Below are 14,442 nucleotides of genomic sequence, written 5' to 3' on the forward strand. Positions count from 1 at the left end.
CATGACCAGCCAAGCCAAGACTGAAAAGAAACGTTACTTTGAGCCAGCCCCGACAGATATTGATGTCGAAAACTTTAAAAAAGTCGTGCAAAGCCGTCGTTCAGTACGTAAATTTACGAAAAAACCCATTCCTGCGGAAGTGCTGGATGATTGTTTAGATCTTGCCTTGCTTGCACCAAACTCATCCAATTTACAGCCCTGGACTTTTTATGTGGTGCAGAACCCTTCCAAAAAGAAACAGCTGGTCAAAGCCTGTTTAAGCCAACTTGCAGCAAAAACAGCTTCGGAATTAATTGTTTGTGTAGCACGTACCGATCGTATTGATGAAATGGCAAAGATGAATATTTCTGAGTTTCCATTTCCTGAAGCGCCTGCTGCTGTGCAGAAGTATTACAAGTTTATTCCGTATAATTATAAAACGGGTTATTTTAATGCTCTGGGTAACTTTAAGAAAGTTGCTTTCAAAATTGCACGTACACTGGATAAGCAATTGCCAGTAACTGCTTTTAACCCGGCAGATGCAAAACTTTGGGCAAGCAAAACTACAGCGTTGGCTTGTGAAAACCTGGTTTTAGCTTTGCGTGCCTATGGTTTTGACAGTTGCATGATGGAAGGTTTTGATGAACCGATGGTCAATAAAATTTTGAATCTGAATGACCAGCAATATCCGGTCATGGTCATTGCTGCCGGTGAACGTGCAGCGGATGGCGTGTTCTTCCCGCAATACCGTTTTGAGCGTGAGCTGTTTGTTCAGAAGGTTTGATTTGAATAATCTATTGGCACAGCCTCATATGCTGTCATAACTCAGTTTAAATTTGCATAGGCATTTACGTTACTTTGAAAGATCAAAGTAACCAAAATCTTTGCTAGCCAGAAGGTTCATCCCTGAACCTCTGGCGAGCGGGTGAAATCCATGTCACCCTTTCACCAATCAAATATCATCAATAATTTATATCCACAATCTGAATAAACTCAAAAGCTGGCTCTTCATACGGATGGCTGGCCTTGAGTGCTTTTGCCACATTGGATGCTTGATCTTCCGGCACAATGGTTTCTACCCGCCATTCTTCTACTTGTTCAAGTTCCCCAACTTCACCTATAAAAGGATCAGCGCCTTTTAAAGGCTTAAACTGTCCTGTACCTAATACCTGCCAGGCACAGTGTTCATAATTGCCAATGCCACCTGCCCCCGCTTCAAAGACCGCAATTTTAGTTGATTCAAGATGAGATTCAGGAACGTAATAAATCAGTTTAAGCATGCGATTAACAAACAGAATGAAGACAGGAATATTTTAGCGCTTAAACCTGAATTAATCTTTATGAGATTTTATTTAGACCTTAGCAAAGCTTCAAAATCAAAACCATTTTAAATACAACTGCCTATTACTTTTCTTGACATTTCTATGACAGTTCAATCTTTTACATCGTTCAAAAAACGATCTATGTTTAGTTCTAACACTTTGAATTAAATTTTGTTCTTTTCATCTCGGTCATGACAACAATATTTTTCATTACACCCCTAGTCTTTTAATAAAACAGTCCAAGGCAATGTTTAGGTATCGCACATCCCATTTACTGTTTCTCTGACTTTGTACTGGTGTAAGCAACTGGAGAAAAATCATGCTATTCATCATCAGTCTGCTTATTCAATTTTTTACAGTATGGGCCATCTTCTTTTTTGGATTAAGCCGTAATGCCGGCGCTATTACAACGATTATTGTGGCTGTCATCACTGCATTTATTAGCCCCTGGTCGCTGATTTTTGGTATTCCGCTCATCCTCATCAGTTTAATTGTGATGATTGATTCATTACGAATGGCATTGATGACCAAGCCTGCGTATAAAGCGCTGGCAAATGCCATGCCGACAATGAGTACCACTGAGCGCGAAGCTTTGGATGCCGGTACCAGCTGGTGGGAAAAAGACCTGTTTATGGGCGCACCGGACTGGTCTAAATTCGAAAGTTATCCCTATCCCACCCTTTCAGAAGAAGAACAGTCTTTTTTAGATCATGAAGTAGAGCACTTATGCACCATGCTGAATGACTGGGATATCCATCATCATTACAAACATTTAAGCCCAGAAGTATGGAGCTACATTCGTGAAAATGGTTTCTTGGGACTGATTATTCCCAAAGAATATGGTGGCCGTGACTTTAGTTCATTTGCGCAAAGCCGGATTATGAGCAAAATTGCCTCTCGCTCATTGACCGCTGCCGTGAGTTGTATGGTACCCAACTCTTTGGGACCAGGTGAACTGTTACTGCACTACGGCACTGAAGAACAAAAGAACCGTTACTTACCGGGTTTAGCCAAGGGCGAAGAAATCCCCTGTTTTGGCCTCACCAGTCCTGAAGCAGGTTCCGATGCCGGTGCCATTCCAGATACTGGCGTGGTCTGTTATGGCGAGTTTGATGGCCGGCAAGTGCTTGGCCTACGCATGAATTTTTCCAAACGCTGGATTACCCTTGCCCCGATTGCGACCGTGATTGGTCTGGCTTTTAAGCTATATGATCCGGATGGATTATTAGGCGATAAAAACAAGATGGACTATGGCATTACCTGTGCCCTGATTCCTGCCAGCCATGAAGGGGTGAAAGTCGGTGCACGGCACAATCCGGGATCTCCATTTATGAACGGAACAGTAGATGGCAAGGATGTGTTTATTCCACTGGACTGGATTATTGGCGGTGCTGAAAATATTGGGAAAGGCTGGCGCATGCTGATGGAATGTCTGGCAGTCGGTCGTGGTATTTCCCTGCCTGCCTTATCCACTGCGGCCAGTGAAATGACCTATCTAAACGTAGGCGCTTTTGCCAAAATCCGTCAGCAATTCAAGATTTCCGTGGGTAAATTTGAAGGGGTACAGGAAGCCACCAGTGATATTGCCAGTGATACCTATATGCTGGAAGCTTTCCGTTATCTGGTGACTTGTGGGCTGAATCAAGGCGGTAAACCTGCGGTGATGACAGCCATGGCCAAATACTATGCCACCGAAGCCATGCGCCGCGTGGTCAATCATGGGATGGATGTGGTCGGCGGTCGTGCCGTTCAGCTCGGTCCACGTAATTTTCTGGCGCTGTATTATCTGGCTATTCCAGTTTCCATCACCGTTGAAGGTGCCAATATTCTCAGTCGTTCACTGATGATCTTTGGTCAGGGTTCGATGCGCTGCCATCCCTATCTGTTTGAGGAATTGCAACTTCTGCAAGCCAAGGATAAGGACACAGCTCTAAAAAGCTTTAACGATATGCTGTTCAAGCACCTAGGCTATACCTTTAACCGTACCGCACGCGCATTTGCCTATGGCTATATCGGTGGCTCGTCAGATGCACCCAAAAATGTAGATGAATTTACCCGTCCTTATTACAAGATTGTTAACCGTTTAAGTGCCGATTTTTCAGTGACTGCCGATATGTGTCTGGGGCTGCTTGCCGGTGATATTAAACGTAAAGAAATGCTTTCGGGTCGCCTGGCAGATATTCATGCCAATCTGTTTATCAGTACCGCGATTCTTAAATATTATGAACACGGCCAGAAAACTGAAACTGAAAAAGTCCATGCCAAACTGGCTTTGCAAAAATCTCTTTACAACGCCCAGGAAGCTTTCTATGGCCTGTTTGAAAACTTCCCGGTAGGTATGGCAGCACGCCTGATCAAATTTATCTGTTTCCCGTTGGGCCGACCTTTGAAAAAACCAAGTGACAGCTTAAAACGTGAGTTAGGCGATATCATGATGCAGGAAAATGTCTTCCGTCGTGAACTGAAAAAACATGTGTTTTACACCACTGCGGAAAATGATGTGACTGGTCGTATGGAATCCACCTTTAACATGCTCTTAGAAATAGAACCTCTTTGGGATAAATTTAAAAAGGCTGAATCTAAAGGTAAATTTAGAGGCTTAACTTTTGATGAACGTCTTGCAGATGCGGTAGAAATCGGTTTTATCATTGAAGATGAAGCATCGAAACTTGCTGTTTATAATGCCAAGCGCTACGACAGTATGCTGACCGATGTTTTTGATTCTGAACTGGATCAGACACTGGAACTGGAAAATCCTTATAATGATGAGGAAGAATCCGCCCCTATGCCTGATCCAAAGCAGCAGGAACCGTTAGTACCATAAAAATTTCAGGAATAAAAACGGCTGATTGAGGCCGTTTTTTATAGTCTAATGCTGTCAAAAAGATAATTTTAAGAACAATTTATAATTCATAAGCTCTTTTATTAAATTTAACTTTAAATATAAAAAATTGGGTAAACCTCACTTTCTTGAACTTCAAAACGGCAGTTAAGCAAAATGAAAAAGCCACCTCACGGTGTAATGCTGATCAGTTAAGGAGTTTAGAAATAAACTCCTTAATTTTTAGTAATTCATGGCGGAGTCTTATCGTTTTAAATCAAATATTTGCAGTTAATTTGTTACTTTGGTTTCGCCCAAAGTAACCAAAGGCATTTGTCATCCGCAAAACTCGTCAACCACCATCAACTAGCAAATTTGTCGCAGAAACAATCATTTTTTAATGTAGTCCGGCCTCAAACAGTTGCGGATGACTTTTCCATATATCAACTACAATCATGAATTTAAAAAGAAAATGCCAGTCAGTTTCTTAACTGACTGGCATTAACCTCACGGTGGCTTTTTCAATCTAAAAATTAAGAACTTTAGGCAGCAAATAATTACCGATCAAGAACAACATTTGTAGCCCAACGACTGCCATAAAAAACATCCAGCCTTTCTTACGTAAAGTCGCTTTATCAATATTTGTATAGATTACAGTTTTTGGCATTGTGTCACCTCGCTTAGAGATTCAATCCTGAACTTGTATTTAGTGAACCATCTTTCTTCCATATTGCATCGAGATTGGGCATAAAACACAAAAATACCCTTTCACACCAATATAAAAGCAAAATCCAAACCAAGTCCAGCGGGAGAAATAAAATTAAAAAATAAAACTTACAAAACAAAAAGCCACCCTAAAGGTGGCGCTACTAACGGTGCTATTTTAAATTATTTTCCCATTTGGTCAAATATTTTCATCAATACACTTATTTAAATTAATAAAAAAGGGCTGCATTAGCAACCCTTTTTTATTTTAGAAATGATTAACCAATGAACTTACGGGCATTGCGGAACATGCGTAACCATGCACCATCTTCAGTCCATTCCTCAGGTTTCCAGGAATGCTGAACAGCACGGAAGTTACGTTCAGGGTGCGGCATCATAATCGTTGCACGACCGTCTTGTGATGTTACACCGGTAATTGCTTCTGGTGAACCGTTCGGGTTCAATGGATATTGCTGTGTAGCATTACCCAGACTGTCTACATAACGCAGGCTGACCTGATTGCCTGCATTTAACGCAGCAATCTTGTCTTCAGTTGCAACCACACGACCTTCACCATGTGCTACCGCGATTGGAAGAATCGAACCTTCCATACCATCTAGCAGAATAGAGTGAGATTTTTCAACACGTACGTTGACTGCACGCGCTTCAAACACTTCTGAAGTGTTGCGGTGGAAACGAGGCCAGTTTTCTGCACCCGGAATCAGTGGAGCCAATTGCGACAACATTTGACAACCGTTACAGATACCCAAAGAGAAGGTTTCTTGACGATGGAAGAATTTCTCGAACTGGTCACGCAGTTTAGGGTTAAACAAGACGGATTTCGCCCAGCCACCGCCTGCGCCCATTACGTCACCGTAAGAGAAACCGCCACAAGCCACAATACCTTCAAAGTCATCCAGGCTGATACGGCCAGCAAGCAAGTCGCTCATGTGCACGTCAACAGTGTTGAAGCCCACTTTGTCGAATGCCGCAGCCATTTCAACATGACCGTTTACGCCCTGTTCACGCAAAATCACCATGTTTGGACGACGTGAATTAATAAACGGCGCTTCTACAGGTTCATTCAGGTCAAATGTCGGCTGAGCAATAATACCTTTGTGGTTCTTGTCAGTGATTAAAGCAAACTCTGAATCCGCAGTTTCAACGTTGTCACGTAGACGCTGGATTTGATGTGATACTTCAGTCCAGGCCACTTGCAAGTCAGCACGTTCAAGCACCAGACCATTTACAGTTAATTGATCAGTGTTATTGACTGTACCTACTACAGAAATTGCATCTTTTAAGCTAGATGCTGCAACTTCTGCTTGAAGTTCTGCCCAATCAGATTTGCTGATTTGAAGAACTGCACCAATTTCTTCGGCAAATAAAGCCTCAGTCGATTGATCTTCAAGCGCTACACCCAGACGTGAAGCAAACATCATTTCTGCAACAGTGGCCAGTAAACCGCCATCACCGATGTCATGATAAGCCTTGATCAAGCCACGGTTGTTCCAGTCCTGAACCAATGCAAAGAATGCCTTGAAGTCTTCGAAGCTGTCTACATCAGGCGTTACCGAACCAATCGCTTTATACACCTGAGCCAGAATCGAACCGCCCAAACGGAACTGACCTTTAGACAAGTCGATACGTACCAGTACTGAATCTTCATTTTTCAGTTCAGGCGTCAAGGTTTTGCGTACATCGGTTACCGGTGCAAATGCGGTAATCACGCCAGACATTGGAGATGTTACAGACTTGTCTTCGCCTTCGTCGTTCCAGGTGGTACGCATAGACAACGAGTCTTTACCAACAGGAATCGCGATACCCAGCGCAGGACACATTTCCATACCGATGGCTTTCACACCTTCGAATAGAGCCTGGTCTTCACCCGGTTGACCTGCAGCCGCCATCCAGTTCGCAGACAGTTTAATGTCGCTAATCTGGTCAATTTTTGCAGACATGATGTTCGAGATTGACTCAGCCACAGCCAAACGTGCAGAAGCTGCTGGATTTAACAATGCTACTGGCGGACGTTCACCCATCGCCATCGCTTCACCAGTGTAACCCACAAGGCTGGTGGTAGTGACCGCAGCATCCGCTACAGGAACCTGCCAAGGACCGACCATCTGGTCACGCGCAACCATACCGGTAATTGAACGGTCACCGATCGTGATCAGGAACGATTTAGAAGCAACGGTCGGATTTTTCAGAACGCGGAAAATCGCATCTTTCAGGTCAGTGACTTTAGATGCATCAAAGTCGTCGCCTTTGCGTTCAATCGTTTCATATGAACGGCTCATGCGCGGTGTACCGCCAAGCATCACCTGCATTGGCATATCCACGGCTTTGTTTTCAAACAATGGATCTTCAACTGTTAAGTGACGTGCTTCAGTCGCTTCACCCAACACCGCAAACGGACAACGTTCACGTGCACAAAGAGATTCAAACAGGCTTAAAGAACTTGGACGAATTGCCAGGACATAACGTTCTTGCGCTTCGTTTGACCAGATTTCCATTGGAGACATGCCTGGCTCAAGTGATGGAATCTTACGCAGGTCAAGCACCGCACCCAACTCATGATCATTCACAAGCTCAGGCATGGCATTGGAGATACCGCCCGCACCCACGTCATGTACAGATACGATCGGGTTGAAATCTTCCATGCGCCAGCAGGCATCAATCACTTCCTGACAACGGCGTTCCATTTCCGGATTTTCACGTTGTACCGAAGCGAAATCGAGGTTTTCACCCAATTTACCGCTGTCTACTGAAGATGCTGCACCACCCCCTAGGCCGATCAGCATTGCAGGACCGCCAAGTACGATCAATAGATCGCCCGGTTGGATTGCATCTTTTTCAACATGGTCAGGACGGATGTTACCGTAACCACCAGCGATCATGATTGGCTTATGGAAACCTTTCACGTCACCATTGACGTTTTGTTCAAATGTACGGAAGTAACCATTTAAGGCAGGACGACCAAATTCGTTGTTAAACGCAGCACCACCCAATGGCCCTTCAATCATGATTTGAAGTGGAGATGCCATACGTGATGGCTTGCCGTAGTTTTCTTCCCAAGGCTGTTCAAAGCCTGGAATGTTCAGGTTAGATACCGTGAAACCGGTTAAGCCAGCTTTTGGTTTACCACCACGGCCAGTTGCGCCTTCATCACGAATTTCACCGCCTGAACCGGTCGCAGCACCGGCAAATGGTGCAATCGCGGTTGGATGGTTGTGGGTTTCCACTTTCATCAAAATGTGAGCAGCCTGGCTCTTGTATTTATAAACGTGATGACCTGTTTCATTGTCTTTTTTAGGATAGAAACGCTGCGTGTCAAAGCCCACGATCACAGAAGCGTTGTCTTTATAAGCCGACAATACGTCTGTTGGAGATTCTTTATAGGTGTTTTTGATCATCTGGAACAATGACAATGGCTGCTTTTCACCATCAATGGTCCATTCAGAACCGAAGATTTTATGACGGCAGTGCTCAGAGTTGGCTTGAGCAAACATCATCAGTTCGATGTCGTGCGGATTACGACCCAGCTTGTTAAACGCTGCGGTTAAATAATCAATTTCTTCATCTGACAAGGCAAAACCAAATTCAGAGTTGGCTTTAACCAATGCATCTTTGCCTTGACCTAAAATATCAATGCTATTTAAAGGTTTTGGTGCAGTTTCGACAAACAAAGCCGCAGCGTCATCAATATGATTGAACACGCTTTCAGTCATACGGTCATGTAAAACCTGTTTAACTTCATTAGATACTTCAGAGATACCTTTTAAAGTAAACAAAACACCGCGTTCTAGGCGGTGTATCGGAGTATTACAGTTGGCAAAAATATCAGTCGCTTTAGAAGACCACGGAGAAATCGTGCCTAAACGTGGCGTTACAAGAATCTGAATTTCATCACTTGCTGCCTGACGAACTTCAAAAGAAGCACCATCATTTAATAATTGTAATGCAGATTGATGCTGCTGTTCGTTGAGCGCTTGATCAAACAGATAAATCCATTGACTTTCAATTGATTGAACAGAACTCATTGACGCAAGACGGTTTAAGAGTTGAGTTTTCTTAAAAGAAGAGTGTGCTGGTGCACCGGCCACGATAAACATGCTGATTTTGGCTCCACGGGCAGGTCTATTTGACCCTACCGCCAATGTGACTTAGAGAGAGCGCATATTCTACTGTGTATTGGCAAAATCAGCTAGATAGAAATTCACGAATGTGGCATCTATTCACTCAAGAACAGGGAAGAATATTTTATTTTTCAGATAAAAATTTTAAAACTCATGAAGATTTAATCGATGAATATCTTGTTTCTAAATATTATCGCAACAACTTGAGTTTATTCCGAATCCTGTATGGACCATTGATTTTAAGGCATGGTATTCGAATCTTATTTTTTATCTCAACAAATACCCTGCTGTCGACTCCTTCATATAACTTGTCATGAATCCATCTATAGACTGTTTTATTAGAAAGACAAATCATGTCGCCCTGCTCTAGTCGGTGAGACTTTTTTTTGGCATGATGAATTCAGGTCTTCACTGAATAATGATAAATGGAACAAATGCGTTGGTTGGAACTGCTTTCGACAGTTCGTATTGGTAGCAAAAAACAAAGTTCAGAACAGGCACGTAGCCCTTTTCACAAAGATTATGACCGCATTATCTTTTCACAAAGTTTTCGCCAGTTAAACCGTAAAACCCAGGTGCATCCGTTAACTCAGCACGATGGCATTCACACCCGTTTGACCCATTCACTGGAAGTGTCGTGTATTGGCCGTTCACTGGGCATGCTGGCAGCGGAAAAAATTAAAGATCAACTCCCTGTGTGGATTTCCCCTGCCGATGTCGGTGCCATTATTCAGGCCGCCTGCCTCGCGCATGATATTGGCAATCCCCCTTTTGGGCATGCCGGTGAATACGCCATTCGTGAATGGTTTGATGATGTATCTCATGGCAATTTTCTGGAAAAATTGACACCGGAAGAACAGGCCGATGTACGCCAGTTTGAAGGCAATGCCCAAGGCTTACGTTTATTAACAAAAATTGATTACCATCCGAATGACGGTGGTATGCGCCTGACTTTTGCCACATTAGGGGCTTATCTCAAATATCCGTGGCTGTCTAAAACCATTGCCTCGCAAGGGGATCGCCCGGCCAGTCAGCGAGCAAAATTTGGCTGTTACCAGTCTGAAAGAGAGATCTTGAAACAAATTGCTGAACAGCTCGGTTTAATTCAGCTCGGTGAATATCATTATTGCCGACATCCGCTAACCTATTTACTGGAAGCCGCCGATGACATCTGTTATGCCCTGATTGATCTGGAAGATGGCATTATTTTAAATATGCTGTCCTATGAAGAAGTCGAACCGATTTTTCTCGACTTAATCTCGGATTATGGCAAGCCCGAAGAACTGTCCATGCCAACCACCACATGGCAGCAAAAAATTGCCGCTTTACGTGGCCGGGTGATGAAACGGCTGGTGGATGAAGTCACCACGGCATTTGCCAAACATCACTTTGAAATTTTATCGGGTCAACTGAAAGGCAGTTTATTGCAATATTGTTCAGAAGATATTGAACATGGCATTGAACGGGCAAAAAACCTGGCGCGTGACAAGATTTTTGAACATCCGCAAAAGGCGGGTCTGGAAATTATCGCCCATCAAAGTCTGCAAAACATTCTGGATGCCTTTATTCCGCTGACGACACCGCATAAGACTTTAAGTTTTAAAGAACAGCGCTTGATGTCCATGCTGCAACGTGCCGGTGTCAATTTTCAAAGCAACCACTATGAAAATATTATGCAGGTGCTGGACATTATTTCTAAATTCTCAGACCATCAGGCCTACAACCTGTCGCAAGAGTTACAGGGCAATAAAGCCGGCTTGATGTAAAGATGTTGCAGCTATTCTGACTGGAATTTCTGCTAAATTTAAACCATTATGCCTGAGCATTTTGCCTTTATGACAAATGCTCTCTACTATGCAACCAACGATAGATAAGTGAATAAATTAACATGATTGGATGTCTTATTGGCGAGGTGTTGGCTCTAGAAGCACCGACAGTATTGTTAAATGTAAATGGTGTGGGCTATGAAATCGACACCCCGCTTTCAACATTTTGCCAATTACAAAAAGGCCAGAAAGTTACACTATGGACGCACCTGGCCGTTCGTGAAGATGCGCAGCTTCTGTATGGCTTCCTGAATGCACAGGAAAAAACCATCTTCCGTACCCTGCTGAAAGTCAACGGCGTGGGTCCTAAAATGGCACTGGGTATTCTGTCGACTTTAAGTGTGGAAATGCTGATTCATACTGTTGAACATGAAGATGTAAATACCCTGGTCAAAGTTCCAGGGGTCGGTAAAAAAACCGCTGAACGCTTGATGATTGAACTGCGTGACCGCTTCAAAGCCATGTCAGCTGGCACGACACCAGGCAATTCTACCGTAGAGCAAATCCAGTTTAGTGGTAACTCCGCTGTCGCCGAGGCAGAAGCGGCGTTACAGTCATTAGGTTATAAACCTTTAGAAGCACAAAAACTGATTAATGCCGTTAAAGCTGACTATACTGAAGCTAGCGACATTATCCGTGCTGCATTAAAGTCGATGAATAAATAAAAATGTCCAACAATCTTGGATACACGCAGGCGACATGGATGTCGCCGTTAGATTGACTTGCGCTACGCTTTAAAGCAATGCTTAAAGCTTGCTCAGGATATATCCTCAATCTAACAAAAGATTTTTGTTACTTTTGATCTTTCAAAAGTAAAACAATGCCTACACAATGGTAGTTAAACACAAATCATTAGTTGAGGCTGTGCTTTATGCAGCATCAAACAGCTCCAATAAAGAGATTAAGTTAAATAGATATGCAAGACCGTCTCATCAGTGGTTCTGAAAAACCCGAAGATCATTTTGATCGTGCCATTCGCCCCACTTCCCTGGAAGACTATATTGGTCAGCCGGTAGTACGTGAGCAAATGGAAATCTTTATTGGCGCAGCACGAGGTCGTGGTGAAGCACTTGATCACACTTTAATTTTTGGCCCACCGGGTTTAGGTAAAACCACGCTGGCCAATATTATCGCACGGGAAATGGGCGGTAATTTAAAATCGACTTCAGGCCCGGTCCTTGAACGTGCAGGCGATCTGGCTGCCATGCTAACCAATCTGGAAGAAGGCGATGTACTCTTTATTGATGAAATTCACCGTCTTTCACCTGTAATTGAAGAAATTCTGTATCCAGCGATGGAAGATTACCAGCTGGATATCATGATTGGTGAAGGTCCTGGCGCACGTTCCATTAAACTGGATTTGCCACCATTTACCTTGGTCGCTGCAACCACACGTGCGGGCTTGCTTACCTCTCCACTGCGTGACCGTTTTGGTATTGTGCAACGTCTGGAGTTTTATTCGGTTGCAGACCTAACCCATATTGTTTCGCGTTCAGCGAATTTAATGGATGTGCCTATCACTGAAGAAGGGGCTAAAGAAGTTGCCCGTCGTGCACGTGGTACACCGCGTATTGCCAACCGTCTGCTGCGTCGTGTGCGTGACTATGCCCAAGTCAAAGGTACCGGTGAAGTGACTCAGGAAATGGCACAACGTGCACTGGATATGCTGAATGTCGATAAAGATGGTTTAGACACTTTAGACCGTCGTTACTTGAGCATGCTGTTAGAACGTTTTGATGGCGGTCCTGCCGGTGTGGAAGCTTTAGCTGCCGCTATGGCTGAAGATTCAGGTACTCTGGAAGATGTGATTGAACCGTATTTGATTCAGCAAGGTTATACCATGCGAACCGCACGGGGTCGTATTGCGACTAATATGGCGTATTTGCAGTTTGGAATGACACCGCCAGAGCCGAAGGATAAGTAATTTTAGAGCCCATTAATTGGGCTTTAATTTTAGTAAATTTCTAAAATTTCATTCAGTATAAATTTCGCTTTCTCAATTTTTTTCATACAATCTATTGAATAATTTCCAAAATTATCTCTACCTCTAATTAAAGAATTACGAACATCTAAAGCCGACATATAAACGTCTTTAAGAGTATTTGCTATTTCCTCATAATCCTTTTTACTAATTCGCAAATAATAAAGTATGATTTTTGATCGTTCAATTCCTAGTACTTCAAAGGACTTTCCAATCTCATTAAAAAACAAATCTTGGTAAGAATTCGGTTCTATTTTTTCTAGAAAATCATATCCTTTATGCTTTTGCTCCAACAAGGTTATCTTCAAAAGAAAATTTTCAGCTTCTACTATAAATCTTACTATCGAACTATGTAATAAATTTAGATTTTCAGTATTTTGAGCATTTTTGTTTTGATCATTCTGAAGTTTTTGTTGTTGTTCAAATAATCTTTGATTTAAATCTAAAGCTACTTGTTCAGAACTTTTAATTTGAGCAATCACAGTATCGAAAGACTGTCTCGTTAAATCAAAACTTCTCCGCCCATACCAATATGCTAACCATGTTGCAAAACCACCAAGAATGAGGGCAATAATTACCGATAGTGCAAAAGAGGAAATTGCGGTTGTATCTGTGGAATGATTTAAATCCAAATACACTTTCTGCCCATTTGGCTGTTGCAAAATAATAGCTTGTGTATTTTCTTGTTGCGGTACTGTCCATGGAAGCTGGATCATTAACGCTTGTTTGCCTTCTTGTTCTGCCATCTTTCCCCCAACTTATTTTTAAATATTCCTTAGGGTTATCTTAAAGGTTTTTTCTTTTTAATTTAAATTAATTAGATACTTATAAATTAGAGATGACACGTACCTCTTCCACCAACATCAGCTCACACGCACCATTCCCTGTATCTTCACGACTCAAAGAACTGCGCCACTTCCAGCCATCAGCAGCCGAGACCTCAACCAGTTGTCCTTTCAAATAAATCAAATCATCCTGATCAATCTCTTTCAGCTGTTTTGCAATCTGTTTCGAGGCCGGGATCAAGTGTGTATTGGCGCTGTGCGTTGAAATTTCATTCACAGGTATAGGGGGTGCATTTTCATAACGCCAGTAATACCAGCGATTACTCTGACTAATCGACAACTGCTTATAAACAGCAGAATTGGTCATACTGCCCCATCCCAAAGCAAAATCAACCGGACTGAGTTCCGCCTCTCGCCCAAAACTATAGTCTTCTCTGGATAAAACCCGAAACTCACCAGCGTAAGCTTCCAGATTGTTGATACGATACCCCTGAAACTGATGGACTGCTCCAGTAGACTGATAATCAGCTGCATCTGAAATTCCCTTATCCGGTTTCAGCCAGTAATTCCACAGTGCAAAACCAATGGCGAAAATGATGAGATATTTCAAAAAACGGTTCATTTTAAACTCTAATATTTACCCGTCATGCAATGCGCCATCCATAGATTGAATCAAATGAAATCGCTAAGCATAGATTCAAAAAGTAAGTGTTATATACAAATTTTATAAACTCACTCTCACATGAAATACATAATTTTACAATGTAAAAAAGCGAATAAAGCCCTTTTAGAACAAACATTAATACTTAGTATACTTTTAAAGTATAAACAAATACTTAGAGGGTTTTGATTAAATTTAAAACAATATGCAATTCTAGAAAGTC

At 42.6% G+C, this 14,442-nt stretch carries 10 protein-coding genes; 5 read left to right on the plus strand and 5 right to left on the minus strand.

Features of this window, described 5'->3' with window-relative positions:
- Position 1 precedes the first annotated feature (1 nt).
- A complete protein-coding gene (locus tag BLP85_RS02845) occupies positions 2–763 on the plus strand; it encodes a nitroreductase family protein (protein WP_092818622.1) in 762 nt (253 codons plus the stop codon).
- A 178-nt stretch (positions 764–941) separates the two neighbouring features.
- Here the strand turns inward: BLP85_RS02845 and BLP85_RS02850 are convergent, their stop codons facing one another.
- Positions 942–1,259, minus strand: coding sequence for a YqfO family protein (locus BLP85_RS02850; protein WP_092818623.1), 318 nt, complete (start codon positions 1,257–1,259; stop codon positions 942–944).
- A 361-nt stretch (positions 1,260–1,620) separates the two neighbouring features.
- Here BLP85_RS02850 and BLP85_RS02855 point away from each other — a divergent pair, with 361 nt between their 5' ends.
- Positions 1,621–4,125 carry an acyl-CoA dehydrogenase gene (locus BLP85_RS02855; RefSeq protein WP_092818624.1) on the plus strand — a complete coding sequence of 835 codons (2,505 nt, stop codon included), beginning with the start codon at positions 1,621–1,623 and terminating at the stop codon, positions 4,123–4,125.
- A 523-nt stretch (positions 4,126–4,648) separates the two neighbouring features.
- Here the strand turns inward: BLP85_RS02855 and BLP85_RS15100 are convergent.
- Complete coding sequence (locus tag BLP85_RS15100; RefSeq protein ID WP_265733817.1) at positions 4,649–4,789, minus strand: KGW motif small protein; 141 nt, start codon at positions 4,787–4,789, stop codon at positions 4,649–4,651.
- A 316-nt stretch (positions 4,790–5,105) separates the two neighbouring features.
- A complete protein-coding gene (purL, locus tag BLP85_RS02860; RefSeq protein WP_092818625.1) occupies positions 5,106–8,942 on the minus strand; it encodes a phosphoribosylformylglycinamidine synthase in 3,837 nt (1,278 codons plus the stop codon).
- A 449-nt stretch (positions 8,943–9,391) separates the two neighbouring features.
- Between purL and BLP85_RS02865 the strand changes: the two genes are divergently transcribed.
- From BLP85_RS02865 to ruvB, 3 genes are all read left to right on the plus strand, one after another.
- Complete coding sequence (locus BLP85_RS02865) at positions 9,392–10,732, plus strand: deoxyguanosinetriphosphate triphosphohydrolase (RefSeq protein WP_092818626.1); 1,341 nt, start codon at positions 9,392–9,394, stop codon at positions 10,730–10,732.
- A gap of 122 nt (positions 10,733–10,854) precedes the next feature.
- Positions 10,855–11,457, plus strand: a complete 603-nt coding sequence (ruvA, locus tag BLP85_RS02870; RefSeq protein ID WP_092818627.1) for a Holliday junction branch migration protein RuvA — start codon at positions 10,855–10,857, stop codon at positions 11,455–11,457.
- A gap of 251 nt (positions 11,458–11,708) precedes the next feature.
- Positions 11,709–12,716: a Holliday junction branch migration DNA helicase RuvB gene (gene ruvB / locus BLP85_RS02875; RefSeq protein WP_092818628.1), complete on the plus strand. Its 1,008-nt coding sequence runs from the start codon at positions 11,709–11,711 to the stop codon at positions 12,714–12,716.
- Positions 12,717–12,745: 29 nt separating this feature from the next.
- On the opposite strand, the gene BLP85_RS02880 is transcribed toward ruvB, so the two are convergent.
- Both BLP85_RS02880 and BLP85_RS02885 read right to left on the minus strand, forming a co-directional pair.
- Positions 12,746–13,519 carry a hypothetical protein gene (locus BLP85_RS02880; RefSeq protein ID WP_092818629.1) on the minus strand — a complete coding sequence of 258 codons (774 nt, stop codon included), beginning with the start codon at positions 13,517–13,519 and terminating at the stop codon, positions 12,746–12,748.
- A gap of 79 nt (positions 13,520–13,598) precedes the next feature.
- Complete coding sequence (locus tag BLP85_RS02885; RefSeq protein WP_092818630.1) at positions 13,599–14,180, minus strand: hypothetical protein; 582 nt, start codon at positions 14,178–14,180, stop codon at positions 13,599–13,601.
- Between the last annotated feature and the right edge of the window lie 262 nt (positions 14,181–14,442).

The sequence above is a fragment of the Acinetobacter kookii genome, assembly GCF_900096895.1.
Lineage (GTDB): Bacteria > Pseudomonadota > Gammaproteobacteria > Pseudomonadales > Moraxellaceae > Acinetobacter > Acinetobacter kookii.